This is a genomic window from Clostridium sp. 1001271st1 H5, from assembly GCF_005845215.1.
In the GTDB taxonomy this organism is placed as follows: domain Bacteria; phylum Bacillota; class Clostridia; order Lachnospirales; family Lachnospiraceae; genus Enterocloster.
This window is the reverse complement of sequence record NZ_SPHO01000001.1, coordinates 514,121-529,189: the sequence shown is the minus strand read 5'-3', so window position 1 is coordinate 529,189 and position 15,069 is coordinate 514,121. Positions and strand designations below refer to the sequence as shown.

General features: G+C 51.8%; 14 protein-coding genes and 1 other annotated feature. Of the genes, 6 read left to right on the top strand and 8 right to left on the bottom strand.

Going from position 1 to position 15,069, the window contains the following annotated elements:
* Positions 1 to 122 precede the first annotated feature (122 nt).
* Together rbr and FGS84_RS02215 are read right to left on the bottom strand one after the other, a co-directional pair.
* Positions 123 to 2,171, bottom strand: a complete 2,049-nt coding sequence (gene rbr / locus FGS84_RS02220; protein WP_138306096.1) for a rubrerythrin — start codon at positions 2,169 to 2,171, stop codon at positions 123 to 125.
* Positions 2,172 to 2,278: 107 nt separating this feature from the next.
* Positions 2,279 to 2,764 carry an amidase domain-containing protein gene (locus FGS84_RS02215; RefSeq protein ID WP_138306095.1) on the bottom strand — a complete coding sequence of 162 codons (486 nt, stop codon included), beginning with the start codon at positions 2,762 to 2,764 and terminating at the stop codon, positions 2,279 to 2,281.
* A 246-nt stretch (positions 2,765 to 3,010) separates the two neighbouring features.
* Here FGS84_RS02215 and aroF point away from each other — a divergent pair, with 246 nt between their 5' ends.
* The 3 genes from aroF (at position 3,011) to aroA (ending at position 6,613) form a co-directional block, all read left to right on the top strand.
* Positions 3,011 to 4,033, top strand: coding sequence for a 3-deoxy-7-phosphoheptulonate synthase (gene aroF, locus FGS84_RS02210; protein ID WP_138306094.1), 1,023 nt, complete (start codon positions 3,011 to 3,013; stop codon positions 4,031 to 4,033).
* A gap of 152 nt (positions 4,034 to 4,185) precedes the next feature.
* On the top strand, positions 4,186 to 5,304 hold the full coding sequence (locus tag FGS84_RS02205) for a prephenate dehydrogenase (protein ID WP_347563774.1): 1,119 nt from the start codon (positions 4,186 to 4,188) through the stop codon (positions 5,302 to 5,304).
* Between the two features lie 28 nt (positions 5,305 to 5,332).
* Positions 5,333 to 6,613 (top strand): 3-phosphoshikimate 1-carboxyvinyltransferase, encoded by a 1,281-nt coding sequence (aroA, locus tag FGS84_RS02200; RefSeq protein ID WP_138306092.1) that lies wholly within the window; start codon positions 5,333 to 5,335, stop codon positions 6,611 to 6,613.
* Positions 6,614 to 6,670: 57 nt separating this feature from the next.
* On the opposite strand, the gene FGS84_RS02195 is transcribed toward aroA, so the two are convergent.
* The 4 genes from FGS84_RS02195 to FGS84_RS02180 all read right to left on the bottom strand — a co-directional run bounded on the left by FGS84_RS02195 (position 6,671) and on the right by FGS84_RS02180 (position 9,609).
* Positions 6,671 to 7,195 carry a hypothetical protein gene (locus tag FGS84_RS02195; RefSeq protein WP_171042518.1) on the bottom strand — a complete coding sequence of 175 codons (525 nt, stop codon included), beginning with the start codon at positions 7,193 to 7,195 and terminating at the stop codon, positions 6,671 to 6,673.
* A 430-nt stretch (positions 7,196 to 7,625) separates the two neighbouring features.
* Entirely contained in the window at positions 7,626 to 8,402 is a 777-nt protein-coding gene (locus FGS84_RS02190) for a ZIP family metal transporter (protein ID WP_138306091.1), read from the bottom strand.
* 41 nt (positions 8,403 to 8,443) lie between these two features.
* Positions 8,444 to 9,079, bottom strand: coding sequence for a cytidylate kinase-like family protein (locus FGS84_RS02185; RefSeq protein ID WP_138306090.1), 636 nt, complete (start codon positions 9,077 to 9,079; stop codon positions 8,444 to 8,446).
* A gap of 17 nt (positions 9,080 to 9,096) precedes the next feature.
* Positions 9,097 to 9,609, bottom strand: coding sequence for an isochorismatase family cysteine hydrolase (locus FGS84_RS02180; protein ID WP_138306089.1), 513 nt, complete (start codon positions 9,607 to 9,609; stop codon positions 9,097 to 9,099).
* A 177-nt stretch (positions 9,610 to 9,786) separates the two neighbouring features.
* Positions 9,787 to 10,027, top strand: a binding site (T-box leader).
* Between the two features lie 132 nt (positions 10,028 to 10,159).
* Between FGS84_RS02180 and FGS84_RS02175 the strand changes: the two genes are divergently transcribed.
* From FGS84_RS02175 to FGS84_RS02165, 3 genes are read left to right on the top strand one after another with little or no spacing between them, the layout of a single operon-like run.
* The gene (locus tag FGS84_RS02175) at positions 10,160 to 11,296 is read left to right on the top strand and encodes an ABC transporter substrate-binding protein (protein WP_138306088.1); all 1,137 of its coding nucleotides are present in this window, start codon (positions 10,160 to 10,162) and stop codon (positions 11,294 to 11,296) included.
* A gap of 30 nt (positions 11,297 to 11,326) precedes the next feature.
* Complete coding sequence (locus tag FGS84_RS02170) at positions 11,327 to 12,259, top strand: ABC transporter permease (protein ID WP_138306087.1); 933 nt, start codon at positions 11,327 to 11,329, stop codon at positions 12,257 to 12,259.
* Positions 12,252 to 13,025, top strand: a complete 774-nt coding sequence (locus tag FGS84_RS02165) for an ATP-binding cassette domain-containing protein (protein WP_138306086.1) — start codon at positions 12,252 to 12,254, stop codon at positions 13,023 to 13,025. The genes FGS84_RS02170 and FGS84_RS02165 overlap by 8 nt, the downstream gene beginning before the upstream one ends.
* 89 nt (positions 13,026 to 13,114) lie before the next feature.
* On the opposite strand, the gene FGS84_RS02160 is transcribed toward FGS84_RS02165, so the two are convergent.
* Together FGS84_RS02160 and FGS84_RS02155 are read right to left on the bottom strand one after the other, a co-directional pair.
* On the bottom strand, positions 13,115 to 13,831 hold the full coding sequence (locus FGS84_RS02160) for a hypothetical protein (RefSeq protein ID WP_347563767.1): 717 nt from the start codon (positions 13,829 to 13,831) through the stop codon (positions 13,115 to 13,117).
* A gap of 198 nt (positions 13,832 to 14,029) precedes the next feature.
* Positions 14,030 to 15,064: a sugar kinase gene (locus FGS84_RS02155; RefSeq protein ID WP_138306085.1), complete on the bottom strand. Its 1,035-nt coding sequence runs from the start codon at positions 15,062 to 15,064 to the stop codon at positions 14,030 to 14,032.
* Positions 15,065 to 15,069 lie beyond the last annotated feature (5 nt).

The following is a 15,069-nucleotide window of genomic DNA, read 5'->3' as shown; positions in this document are numbered from 1 at the left end:
ATTTTACTAAATTTTTCAGAATTTTTCAAGCATTTTATATGATTTGCACAACATTCTTTTGAGCTTTCCGGAGGAATATCTGCTTTTCCTTTTAAATAAAGGAATTCTGCCTGGTTTCCAAATCAATAATTCTCTTTTCTCAATTCAAAATAGCTCTGGGCGTATTTGCATACCGGACATACCTCCGGCGCCTTCTTTCCTATTACCAGATGTCCGCAGATACGGCACTCCCACATGGTTTCCTCCGCTTTCTCAAAGACCTGCTGCATCTCCACGTTGTGAAGCAGCCGGCGGTAGCGCTCCTCATGGGACTTCTCAATGGCTCCCACTCTCCTGAAAAGCTCTGCCATCTCAGGAAATCCCTCCTCGTCTGCGTCCTTTGCAAAGCGGTCGTACATGTCAGTCCATTCGTAATTCTCTCCCTCTGCGGCTGCAAGCAGGTTCTGGGCCGTGGTGCCCATATGTCCCAGTGCCTCGAACCAGAGCCTTGCATGCTCCTGCTCATTTCTGGCTGTCTTTAAGAAGATTTCCGCCAGCTGGTCATATCCTTCCCTCTGGGCAACCATTGCAAAATATGTATACTTGTTTCTGGCCTGGCTTTCCCCTGCAAATCCTTCCATCAGGTTTTTCTCTGTCTTTGTGCCTGCATATCTGCTGCCCGGATTCTCTGCCTTTTCCTCCAGCTTCTCAAATACGGAAGCCGGCTGACGGCATACGGGGCAGGTAAATCCTTCCGGAAGCTCTCCTTCGTGAATATATCCGCAGATTGTACAGCGGTATTTTACTGAACTGTTCATATTCTTTCCTCCTAAATCCTCACTTCTGTCTCTATATGCGGTGTGCAGCATCTGTTCCGCCAGACTGCTTAATGGTTTCTGGTAAAATTCTTTATAGAGTTCTATGATTTCCCGGTTTTCATGGCTTGTGCGGAGCTCCATCTCCCCATCCTTCCGGTAAAGGCCCTCAATCCGTTTCCTGCGCAGCTCATCGCCCTTTAACAAGGTACCCTTTGGCTGTCCGCCTCCTCCGATGCATCCTCCGGGACAGGTCATCACTTCGATGAAATGATATTCTTTGTCCCCCTCCTTCATCCTGTCCAGGAACTTTGAGGCTGCCTTAGTGCCGTAGATGACCGCTATGTTTAGTACCAGTCCGTTTATGGTCAGCTGCGCCTCTTTCACATCCTCCATTCCCCGCACCGGTTCCAGCCGGAAAAGGGATGAGGGCGCTTTCTCCCCGGTGATGTATGCATAGGCGGTGCGCAGTGCCGCCTCCATGACACCCCCTGTATTGCCGAAGATAACCCCGGCCCCGCTGGCCTCGCCCATCAGACGGTCAAAGGAAGAATCCTCCAGTGCGGCAAAATCAATGTTTTCCTCCTTTGCCCACTTTGCCAGTTCTCTGGTGGTAATTACATAGTCCATGTCCCGCATGCCTTCAATGCCCAGATACCTGGCAGCTGCATTCATTTCTTCCCGCCGGATTTCAAATTTCTTGGCAGCGCAGGGAGTGACGGCCACATTCACGATACTGGCGGGGTCAATGCCCATCTTTTTGGCAAAATATGTTTTAATGGTAGGTCCCTGCATTCCAATGGGACTTTTGGCAGTGGACAGGTGGGGCGTCATGTCCGGATAGTAGGTCTCCACATACTTAACCCAGGACGGGCAGCAGCTTGTAAACTGGGGCAGAGGCCTGTTTTTCTTTGTTATCCGCTCAATCAGCTCGCTGGCCTCCTCCACAATGGTCAAATCCGCTGCGAAATTGGTATCAAGCACATAGGAGGCTCCCAGCCTCCTGAGAAGCGCCACCATCTTTCCCTGGACAAAGCTTCCGTCCTCCATGTCAAATTCTTCTCCCAGTGCAACCCTTACAGAGGGAGAGGTGCTGAAAATCACAATCTTCTCCGGGTCGGAAACCGCTGCCTTTACATCCTGGTACTCATATGTTTCCGTAATGCTGGACACGGGACAGACATTGGCGCACTGGCCGCAGTTGATACAGACTGCCCGGCCTCCTGTCTGCTCCAGCCTGTAGGTTTTGTGGACTCCTATATAGTCCGTACAGATATCCCTGCACTGGCCGCATTTAATACAAAGGCTTTCGTCCCTGCATATGGACGGATTGTCTTTCTCAATGGGTACGCGCACATTCATTGGTAAATGATTCATTTGAACCTCCTGAAGTAATAAAGCATAGTTTATCGATAACAATAATCATTATTATTTTTATTTTACCATATATTTCTATTCTGTCAAGAAGTTTTTCTGCCATTGATTTACCAATTGCGTACACCCTGTATATGTAGAAAGCGGACCTTTTCATAAATATAAGAATCCAGAGGCCGCATGTATGCATCGTAACTGTGGGCTGCAACCAGAATCTCATCCCCGGCCACGTCAACAATCACAGGGCTGTGGTAATATCCGTTCTTATTGCCCAGCTGCACAATGTCACCCGGCTCCACGCCTCCTTTACCGGTCTCCGCCCCATAGGGGCCCACTGATTTATTTCCTGTGAGGAAATTGTAAAGATACCCGACCCCGGTCCAGCTGGGACTCCGGTTGGAACCGCTGCTGTAATACCACCCCATGGTCGGGGTATAGTTCATAACGCCGCTTCCGGCATAAATACACTGGGACGCAAAATTGGTGCAGTCCCCTCCCATATGTTCGAAATCCAAATACCGCGGATTCCTCCCCTTTGCCCACCGCTTTGCATACTGCAGCACGGCTTCGCGGTGATATCCCACTTCTTTTAGCATCTCATAATTCCTGTTCTGACTTTGTATTTGTTATCTATCATATGACAGCACCCGGTGGATTAAGCATCCTTTGTTGTTCAGGAATGATTCATCCGCACTTAAAAGCGTAAAAGTTTAACGTGATAAAGTATTGACATTTCCCACAGAGTCGCTTACACTATTACTGCATATGAATCATTCTGAAGAATTAAAACCATGGTCCATACAATTTTAGTATTTATAAATTCGCATAAGGAGTACTGAATTATGATTATCATCATGAAACCCAATGCTTCTGAGGAAGCAGTCAAAAAGGTAACAAGCCTCATTGAATCCAAGGGACTCACAGCCCATCTCTCCAAAGGTTCCCAGGTAACCATCGTAGGTGTCGTGGGCGACAAGACCAGGCTTTTGGACACCAACATTGAAATCAGCGAAGGCGTTGACAAGGTAGTCGCCGTCACGGAGTCCTATAAACTGGTCAATAAAAAATTCCATCCCGAGGACTCTGTGATTCCCGTGGGCAACACCCATATCGGCCCCGGCACCATGACGGTGATGGCAGGCCCCTGCGCCATTGAATCCCAGGACCAGCTGATGGAAACCGCATACGCCGTGAAAAAGGCAGGAGCCACCTTCCTGCGGGGCGGCGCCTACAAGCCCCGCACATCCCCCTACTCCTTCCAGGGCCTGGAGGAGGAAGGACTCAAATACATGAAGGCTGCCAGGGAAGCCACGGGACTGAATGTAATCTGCGAAGTCACCAGCGCCCATGCCATTGAATCGGCCGTGAACTATGTGGATATGCTCCAGATTGGGGCCAGGAACATGCAGAACTTCGAGCTGTTAAAGGAGGCTGGCAAATCCGGCATTCCCGTATTGTTAAAACGCGGATTGTGTGCTACCATTGACGAGTGGCTCAATGCAGCTGAGTACATTATCTCTGAGGGCAACCCCAACATCGTCCTGTGCGAACGGGGCATCCGCACTTACGAGACTTCCACCAGAAATACCCTGGACATCAGTGCTGTTCCTGTCATCCGCCGGAAGAGCCATCTGCCCATCATTGTGGACCCCAGCCACGCCACAGGCGTCAGGGCTTATGTGGAGCCTCTGGCAAAGGCAGCCATTGCAGTGGGTGCGGACGGCCTTATGATTGAAGTACACCCCTGCCCTGCCAAGGCGCTGTCTGATGGTCCCCAGTCCCTGACCTTTGACGCCTTTGAGCAGCTGATGAGGGATTTGGCTCCATATGCAGAGCTGTCCGGCCGGACCTTTGAGGCACGGTAACCAAACATTGCGGCACTCTCGTTTCAGGGAGTGCTTTTACATATGCCCGGTGCGCATCCCCTGCTTTCACGGCATCCTTTGATGATATATTAAATCCGGCGCATCCGGTCCCCGCATTTACAGGAGGAGATACCATTATGGAAAAAATGACCATGACTGATTCCACCATCGCATTCATCGGACTGGGGCTTATAGGCGGCTCCATTGCCCGGGCCATCAAGAAAACACGGCCGGATATCCGTATCATGGCCTATATGCGCTCCCGTTCCAGGCTGGAACAGGCCCGGGAAGAGGGAATCGTGGATGTGATTCTGGATGGGATTGATGAGAACCTGAGGGAATGTGACCTGATATTCCTCTGCACTCCGGTGGAGTACAATGCCGGCTATCTTTCCGCCATACGGCCTTACCTGAAGCAGGGAGCCCTGATTACGGACGTGGGCAGCACAAAATGCGGCATCCATGAGGAAATCAGGCGGCAGGGTCTGGAATACTGCTTTGTGGGCGGTCATCCCATGGCCGGCTCGGAAAAGACCGGCTATGAAAACTCCACGGACCATCTGCTGGAAAATGCCTACTACATCGTCACTCCTCCTGAGGGGACGGACCCTTCCAGCAAGGAGGGACTGAGTCCCAATGCCGGACGTATCGTGGCGGTGGCGGAGACCATCGGAGCCATTCCCCTTGTCCTGGATTACAGGGAACACGACAAGGTGGTGGCCGCCATCAGCCATCTCCCTCATCTGGTGGCTTCCAGCCTTGTGAACCTGATTAAGGACCACGACACTGCTGACGGAACCATGAAGCAGGTGGCTGCAGGCGGTTTTAAGGATATCACCCGGATTGCCTCCTCCTCCCCTGAGATGTGGGAGCAAATCTGTATGACCAATGTTGCCCCCATATCAGACATCCTGGAAGCATACATTGCGTCCCTGAATAAGGTGCTGGAGGAAATCAGGGAACATAAGGGCCAGGATATCTACAGGCTCTTTGAAACCTCACGGGATTACCGCAATTCCATTACAGACAGGGCCAAAGGTTCTGTGGAGCCATCCTATGAATTCACGGTGGATGTAAGCGATGAGGTGGGCGCCATTTCCACCATATCCGTGATTCTGGCTGCCAAGGGCATCAGCATTAAGAATATCGGTATCAACAACAACCGCGAACGCGGCGAGGGCGCATTGAAAATTGCCTTCTATGACGAGGCATCCATGGAAGCCGCATGGCAGAGGCTGGACAAATACAAATACGAGATGTTCCGTATGTAATCCGGATAGAAAGGTTAGGTAACAGATTATGGAATTTAAAAGAGCATCCCATTTAAAGGGCGAAGTCAGGGTTCCCGGAGACAAATCCATCTCCCACCGGGCCGTCATGTTCGGCTCCATTGCGGACGGACTTACGGAGATACACAATTTTCTCCAGGGGGCGGACTGCCTGTCCACCATTGCATGTTTTGAAAAAATGGGCATTGCCATAGAAAATAAAGGCGGCCGGGTACTGGTCCGCGGCCGCGGGATGCACGGACTCAAGGGGCCGCAGGATGTCCTGGACTGCGGGAACAGCGGCACCACCACCCGTCTCATATCCGGCATCCTCTGCGCCCAGGACTTTGACGTCACCCTGACTGGGGACGAGTCCATCTGCCGGCGTCCCATGAAGCGTATCATGGACCCTCTTTCCATGATGGGCGCCGACATCACCAGCGTAAGGGGCAATGGATGCGCTCCCCTGCTCATCAGAGGACGTCAGGTCCACGGCATCCGCTATGATTCCAGGGTGGCATCCGCCCAGGTCAAATCCGCCATTTTACTGGCTGGTTTATATGCAGACAGCCCCACCAGCGTAACTGAACCATATGTCTCCAGAAATCACTCAGAACTGATGCTGCGGCTCTTTGGCGCTGAGGTATCCACGGAAGGAACCACGGCTGTCATAAAGCCTGCCCGGGAGCTTCATGGCAATCAGGTCATGGTGCCGGGAGATATTTCCTCCGCTGCCTATTTCATCGCCGGAGGCCTTATGGTGCCCGGCTCGGAGATACTGATACGCAATGTGGGCATCAATCCCACCAGAGACGGAATTCTGCGTGTATGCCGTGATATGGGCGCGGATATTGAGTGTTTGAACGTCAGCAGGGGAACAGGGGAACCAACCGCTGATATCCTTGTACGCCACGGCAGTCTTCACGGAACCGTTATAGGCGGCGCCGTCATACCTGCCCTGATTGATGAACTGCCCGTCATTGCCGCCATGGCCTGCTTTGCAGAGGGAGAGACCGTTATCCGGGATGCAGGGGAGCTGAAGGTCAAGGAATCCAACCGGATTGCGGTCATGGTCCAGGGCCTGTCAGCCATGGGAGCCGATGTAACAGAGACAGAGGACGGTATGATTATCCGGGGCGGCCATCCTCTCCGCGGAGCTGTCATTGACAGCCGAGGGGACCACCGTATTGCCATGACCTTTGCAGTCACCGCACTGTGTGCAGAGGGCATTACAGAGATAAAGGACGCTGACTGTGTCAATATATCCTATCCCGGCTTTTACAGCGATTTAAAAAGGCTGACCCAGGAATAGGCAAAACCGCATCCATCCCGGAATGAAACAGGGATGGAGGCGGTTTTTGTTCTTCTGTTACTTTGCCATCTCGCAAAACTTTGTGCTGTGGTCCGCCACCACGATTTTAAGGAGCTTGATGTCGTTCTCCATGGCGGCCTGCTTCTGTTCTGACTCCTGATACCTTTTGGCAGCAGGCACATAGTTCTCAGCCAGAAGCTTAATATTGGGTATGAGCTGGTTTTCAATGATTCCGGCTGTCTGCTCCTGCTTCTCCCTGATATCTGTCACGTCCGCTTCTACACGGTCCATTCTCTCTGTCAGCGAGAGAACCTGTTCCTTCAGTATAGTAAGGTCTGCACTGATTGGCGCCAGTTTTACATCCAGTTTTTCATCCAGTTTCTGGTCCAGTTTTTGCTCCAGCTTTTGCTCCAGCTTTTCTTCCAGCTTAATTTCCAGCTTCTTTTCCAGTTTTTCCAATTTTTCATCCAGTTTCTCATCCAGTTTCTGATTCAGCTTCGTTTCCAGCTTCTCTTCCAGCTTAGTCTCCAGCTTCTCATCCAGCATACAGGATATGGCTGATAATAACTCTTCATGATTCAACGATTTCAACCTCCCTCTTTCTTTTTATTATAATCATTTTCCAGGTCCGGTTCAATATGTATCTCTGTTCGCAGCCCCATTTGCAGCCTCATTGGCTCCGCTGCCATTGGCATCTTCTTATAGGCATCACCTGTCTCTCCTGTGTAATTCTGAACATACGTTTACATGTGATTTCATCAGCCGAAACGGCCGGATAGAATAGTAACCTTGGTCTGCATACCGGAATGCAGCAGATTGCCGGAATATCCGAATATATCCGGCAGAAGTAAACTTACTATAGCAAAAAAGGAAACCCATGTCAAGACAGGATTTCCTCTTCTGCATCTCCTATATGTTCCGTTCTTTCTCTCCCCGGAGTTTCATTTACTGCTGCCCAAAACCAGGCAAACAGTAAAACCCGCACCGGCCGTAAAGCACACTCTGACACGTCCTACCCCAGCGCCACATCCAGTATCATCATCACCACAAATCCAACGGCAAATCCAATGGTTGCCACATTGGAGTGTTCGCCCTCTGCGGACTCCGGAATCAACTCCTCCACTACCACATATATCATGGCGCCTGCTGCAAAGGACAGGAAATACGGAAGAACCGGGCCCAAAAACTCGGCCAGCACCAGCATAAGGACAGCGCCTATGGGCTCCACCACCCCTGACAGCATACCGTAGACAAAGGCCTTTCCTTTCCCGGCAGCCTCCTTAAGGGGCAGGGATATAATGGCTCCCTCCGGGAAATTCTGTATGGCGATACCCACGGACAAGGCCAGGGCCCCTGCCATGGTGATGGTGCCGTTCTGTGACAGAAGACCTGCAAATGCAACGCCCACTGCCATTCCCTCCGGTATATTGTGGAGAGTTACTGCCAGCACCAGCATGGTGCTCTTTTTCCAGCTGCTCGCTGGTCCCTCCGGCTGGTCTGTGTCAATATGCAGATGCGGTATGATTTCATCCAGAAGAAGCAGGAAACCAATCCCCAGGAGAAAGCCCGCACCGGCCGGTATGAACGCCAGCTTGCCCATATGGCTGCTCATATCCATGGACGGAATCAGCAGGGACCAGACCGAAGCCGCCACCATAACCCCTGATGCAAATCCCAGAAATGCCTTCTGGACACTGGGCCTCAATGCATTTTTCAGAAAAAACACACAGGCCGCCCCTGCCGTTGTCCCGATAAAGGGAATCATGATTCCCGCAAATATACTGCTCATCTCAATACACCTCTGTCATTTCCTGAGCCCGGTCCTCCTTTTTACAGGAAGCCTTTGAGCTTCAGATAGTCTTTTATCAGCTGAATCATCTGGTCATAATCAATCCGGCTGGCATTGATGGGTAGGTCGTAATTCTCCATATCCATCCACTCCCTGCCGGTAAAATAGCGGTGATACTCTGTCCTCTCCTTGTCAATCCGCCTCATCCTGCGGAGGGCTTCCGCCTCATCCACCTTATCCACATCCATGACCCTGCGGATTCTGGTGACCGTATCCGCATACACAAAGATGCGCACCAGATTATCCATCTGGTCCTGGAGCACATAGTTGCCGCAGCGGCCTACGATGATGCAGGTTTCAGAGGCCGCCAGCCTGCGGATGACAGACGACTGGAAACGGAACAGGTTCTCCGGCGATGTGATGTTGGGGCCGGCCTTATCCGGCTCTGTCAGCTCAGGCTTCATACTGGTCACAATGCGGTACAGCAGGTTGTTTCCTGCCTTTTCGTCAGCCAGCCTGAAATACTGTTCGCCTATGGCGCTGGTCTCAGAGGTCATCTTAAGTATCTCTTCATCGTAAAAATGAATGCCCAGTTCCTCGGCCAGGCGTTTGCCTGTCAGCCGGCCGCCGCTGCCGTACTGGCGCTCAATGGTAATTACAAAATGCTTGTCATTCATAATGAATATCCCCCTTACTATACTATGTCTATATGGCACATCCCCATGGCGCTGAGGGCATTGTCGTGGCTCCGGGGAGTCACCCCTGCACAGCAGGCCCTGTCCACCTGTATGGAGGTATCGGGAACCGCCGCCTTAATCAGCATGGCATTGGATATGACACAGATATCCGTACACAGGCCGATGAGTTCCACAAAGTCATACTTCCCCCGGGCCACATAATCCGCCAGTTCCCTGCTTCCAAAGGTATGCTTCTCAAAGCGGATGCCCGGTTCATCCTTAAGCCCCGGTACCAGCTCCCAGCCCGGCGTGCCCTTGACACAATGGACAACGGGAAGCTTCTTTCCTTCCATGGTATCCATATAATCTTCAAAATGTGTATCCAGGGTAAATACCACCTCTTCCCCTGCATCCCGGTATGCCCTTACCTTATCCAGCACATGAGGGACAATGGCCTGGGCCTCAGGGCTTCCCAAAGCCCCGTCTACAAAATCCTTCTGCATATCCACCACCACAAGTAACCGGCTCATGGAACGTTCCTCCTTGTTTTTGAATGCAAACCATTCCTTTTCACACCTACAGTCTACCACATTTCATCAATCAATAAAAGTTCTTTTACACTTTTGTGCGACATTACATGACTTTATATGAATTTTCAAAACACTCTTGACAAATCTATTTTATTGTATTAAGATACGGGTTAATAAAATAAACCGCAGAGAAAGAGGAGTAAGCTATCAAAGCGTTAACACAGAGAGCCGCAGGCGGTGGGATTGCGGTATAGGGCTGGCAGCTGAATGGACTTTTGAGGGCGGTCTTGAAGGATTACAGTATCTGTAGGGACCGACGGATTCCGCAACCGTTATACATGCGGCGCATATGTTGGTATGTGTAAAGTGGACTTTTTAGTCAATTTGAGTGGCACCGCGGATTTCATTCGTCTCAATCGTAGCATAAGCTATGATTGGGACTTTTTTTATTCCGTCCTTATTTAAACGGCAGCCCTATCACAGGAAGTCCCTTATCCAACGGCTTTTTTATCATCCAAATAGAATGTTGAAAACAGGAGGAAACAAAATTATGAAAAAAACAATTGCAATGCTTTTAGCTGCAGCCTTAAGCGCATCCCTTTTAACAGGCTGTGTCACAACTTCCCAGAATACCACTGAGGCCCGGCCCTCAGAAACTGACGCCCAGGCCGGAACCGAAGGCAAGACCGCCCAGGACACACCGGCTGACGGTTCCTCCGCAGCTCCATCCTCCGCAGACCCATCCTCCGGCAGCACAGTCTCTTCTGACGGCTCCTCCTACACCATTGGCGTGGGACAGTTTGCTGAGCACGGCTCCCTGGACAACTGCCGGGAAGGCTTCATGGCCGGGCTGGCAGAGGAAGGAATCGAGGAGGGCAAAAACCTGATTGTGCTTTATGATAATTCCCAGGCAGACGGCGGTACGGCCAGCCAGATTGCAACAAATTTTGCCGGCAAGGGCGTGGACCTGATGTGCGGCATTGCCACCCCCATGGCACAGGCAGAATACGGCGTGGCCAAAAAATCCGGCATCCCGGTTATTTTCACCGCTGTAACCGACCCGGTGGCCGCAGAGCTGGCCAATGCAGACGGTACTCCGGTAGGCGAGATTACAGGCACCAGTGATAAGCTGCCTGTGGAGGCCCAGCTCAAGATGATTCGGGAGATTCTTCCGGAGGCCAAACATATCGGCATCATGTACACCACCAGCGAAGTGAATTCCGAATCCGCCATTGCAGAGTACAAAGCGCTGGCGCCCCAGTATGGTTTTGAAATCGTGGACACAGGCATCTCCTCTTCCGCCGACATTGCCCTGGCTGCCGATACCCTCATAAGCAAGGTGGACTGTATCACCAACCTGACCGACAACACGGTGGTTGCCTCTCTTCCCGTTATCCTGGATAAGGCAGCTGCCAAGAATATTCCTGTATTCGGCAGTGAGATTGAGCAGGTGAAGATTGGCTGTCTGGCCGCTATGGGACTGGACTACATTGAACTGGGCAAGCAGACAGGCAGGATGGCTGCCCAGGTGCTGCGGGGCGAGAAAAAAGCCAGTGAGATGAACTACGAAACCATCAAGGAAGCCGCCTTCTACGGCAATACGCAGGTAGCCGGGAATCTGGGCATCACTCTGCCGGAAGATTTGACAAAAAATGCAGCCGGGCTGTTCACTGAGATTGCCCAGTAAAGCCCTATCACCATTATCTGGAGGAACATCATGACAACGATTATTTTAGGTATCTTTGAAGAAGGCCTGGTGTACGCCATCATGGCCCTGGGCGTATACATCACCTACCGGATTCTGGATTTTCCGGACCTGTCCGTGGACGGGACCTTCCCTCTGGGAGCCGCCTTTACCGCTACCGGCATAGCAGGTGGTTTTATCCACCCGGCTGCAGCCCTTCCCCTCTCCTTTCTTTTGGGAGCCCTGGCCGGCTGCGTCACCGGACTCATCCATGTCAAGCTGAAGGTCCGCGACCTGCTGTCGGGAATCATTGTCATGACCGCCCTCTACTCCATTAACCTAAGGGTGGCGGGCAAATCCAACCTGCCTATTTTCAGCAAGGACACCATTTTCAGCAATCCCTGGCTGGAGCGCATTATTCCCCAGGCCCTTAAACCCTGCACCGTGACCATCATCCTTCTGGTAATTGTCCTCATCTGCAAGCTGCTCCTGGACGCTTACCTGAAAACCCGGTCCGGCTATCTTCTCCGGGCCGTGGGCGACAATGACCTGCTGGTCACCTCCCTGGCCAAGGACAAGGGCATGGTGAAAATCATCGGCCTGGCCATTGCCAATGGTTTTGCCGCCCTGGCAGGCAGCGTGTACTGCCAGCAGAAGGGATTTTTTGAAATTTCCACCGGCACCGGCACCATTGTCATCGGCCTGGCCAATGTCATCATAGGCACTCAGCTGTTCAAACGCTTCGGCTTTGTGAAGTCCACCACGGCCGTTATCATTGGTTCCATTATCTACAAGGCCTGTGTATCCCTGGCCCTGCTCCTGGGCGATTTAAGGCTTACCTTTGGAAGCATCACAGTGTCCTTCCCGGTGACAGCATCGGACTTAAAGCTGATTACATCCGTCCTGTTCCTTATCATCCTGGTGGCAAGCTCCTCCAGGGGAAAGAAGGTGAAGAGCCATGCTTGAGCTGAAGCATATCAATAAATATTACAATGCCGGTACAGTCAATGAAATGTGCCTGTTTGAGGATTTCAGCCTGACCATAAAGGACCATCAGTTCGTGTCCGTGGTGGGAAGCAACGGCTCCGGCAAGACATCCCTTTTAAACATTATCTGCGGCAGCATCCCCCTGGACGAGGGACAAATCATAATCGGAGGAAAGGATATCACCCGGATTCCTGAATACAAGCGTCAGCGCCGTATAGGACGCGTTTATCAGAATCCGGCCATGGGCACCTGTCCTACCATGACCATACTGGAGAACATGTCCCTGGCTGACAACAAGGGAAAGGCCTTCAACCTGAGACCGGGAACCAACCGGCAAAGGCTGGAATATTACCGCGAATCCCTCCGCTCCCTTGGGCTGGGCCTGGAGGATAAAATGGATGTGAAGGTGGGCGTCCTCTCCGGCGGGCAGCGCCAGGCCATGGCTCTTCTCATGTCCACCATGACTCCCATTGAGTTTCTGATTTTAGACGAGCACACTGCTGCCCTGGACCCCAAGACGGCTGAGACTATCATGGAACTGACCGGAAAGATTGTAAAGGAGAAGAAGCTGACCACCATCATGGTCACCCATAACCTGCGCTACGCCGTGGAGTATGGGGACCGCCTCCTGATGATGCATCAGGGCCGCGCCGTGGTAGACAAAGAAGATAAGGAAAAACAGGCGCTCTGTATTGACGACATTCTGGAAAAGTTCAATGAAATCAGCATTGAATGCGGAAATTAGACCGGAATAAAAGGGCTGATGCCCGGCTTGATTCATATGCCGGGCGTCAGCCCTTTTCCTGTCCTGCCGCTGTTCCGGCGGGATTTTAATTATTCTGCAAATAACATAATCTTGGAAGCTGTGTTCTCATCATCTGACCAGACCACGCATTTCCTCCCCTGGGTCAGGTCATCCAGGGTCACGATGTTCCTGGTAAGATAGGGGAAAATGTTGCAGTCGTCCGCCAGGGTGTACTCGGTTCCGTCCGCTGCTGTCAGCACGGATTTGGACGTGGACGCGTCCGTAACCATGGACTTGACCTCCACATAATCAGGCGCCTTGGCATCTGCCGGGAGATTGGTGAAAATCATAGTGGCATTGGTCATGGGCGGAAGGCTCATGGTCATGGCCGGCCCTATGTAGGCGTAAATGGTATCCCCGTCCTTCATATCCTCCAGGGCTGCCGGGAATCCTGTCATGGCATCCAGGATATAGGTCATATCGTCAGCCACGTTGAGAATGATTTCACCGCTGGTGCTCATGCCGGACTGATTGTCAATGGAAAGCCTGCCATCCTCCAGCTTTGTCACTGGTCCGTATATCCGGATGGACTGTGGTATCTCAGGCTGGCTCTCCTCCATGCTCTCAATGGCTCCGGTGACTGATTCCACTACCGTGGTGTCATTCACAATGGTTTCTTCCTTAGTCTCTTCAGCTGCCACGGAACTGCCGGTGGTTGTCTCGGCGTTGACGCTTGCCGAGCAGCCTGCTGCACCCAGGGCTATGGCTGCACAAATCCCTACTGCATATAAATGATATTTTCTCAATATAATCTTCTCCTTTTCATCGGCCCGCCGGAAGACGCCAGTCCGCCGGAAGGCACTTGTTATGTCTGTATGAGAAGTATATATCATTTACCGTCCATATCCAATAAAGGATTTCTTAATAATTCTGAATTTAGAATGAACCTTATGACGAATATTACAAAATGTTTACACAAATCCTTCTTAATCTTTGCCGGGTCTTTACCGAGCCATTTCACTCTGGGGGCCAGCCTGGTTGTGGGCCCGGATAATGGTTTCTATCTCTTCCAGGTTGGAGGACGGAAGGTCGCCGGGAATGGTATTTTTCACAGCAGCCGTGGCATTGCCGAAGGCTACTGCCCTGGCGCAGTCACCGCCCGAGCTGAGCAGTCCGTAAAGGGCCCCGGATATATAGGCGTCGCCGCTGCCAATCCGGTCCACCACCTCGATATCCCGGTATGGCTCCTCCTCAAAGTATTCATCCTTGGCAGCATCGTATATCAGGGAACCAAAGGTATGGCGCTTGGGACTGTGGACGATTCTCTGGGTGGAAGCCACGATGGAGATGGGGTATTCCTCGGTAAAGCTCTTCATCATCTCCCGGGCTGTTCCTGTCTTTAAGAAGGTAAGCCTGGCCGTGTCCTCGGAACAGAAGAAAATGTCCACATAGGGAAGGATTCGCAGGATACATTCCCTGGCCTGGTCCCCGGTCCACAGATTTCCCCTGAAATTCACGTCAAAGGATACCAGGGTGCCCGCTGCCTTGAACCGCTTAATCATCTCTATGGTAGTCTCGCGGATTTCTTCATTTAAAGCCAGGGTGATGCCTGTGGTATGGAAACATTTGGAAGCCGTGTAAACCTCCTCCGGTATCTCATCAATATCCAGCGAAAAAAAGGAGCTGTGGTTGCGGTCATAAATCACTTTTGGCTTTCTGGGATAAGCACCGTTCTCATAGTAGTAGATGCCAACCCTGGCTGCGGGGGACTGGTCATACATGAAGAAGTCGTCGCTGACCCCGAAGGAACGAATCTTGCCTTTCATAAAGCTTCCTATATCATGGGCCGGAAGTTTGGATATAACGCCTGTGTGAAGTCCCAGAAGGGCAGCCCCCACTGCCACGTTCAGTTCTGCCCCGCCCACCTGCTTGACAAAGGTGTCGCCTCTGGACAGACGCTCGTTATCCGGGGGTGAAAGCCTGAGAAGCACCTGTCCCAGTGTAAGAAGGTCGAAATTCCTGCCGTTTGTCTCTACCATATCAT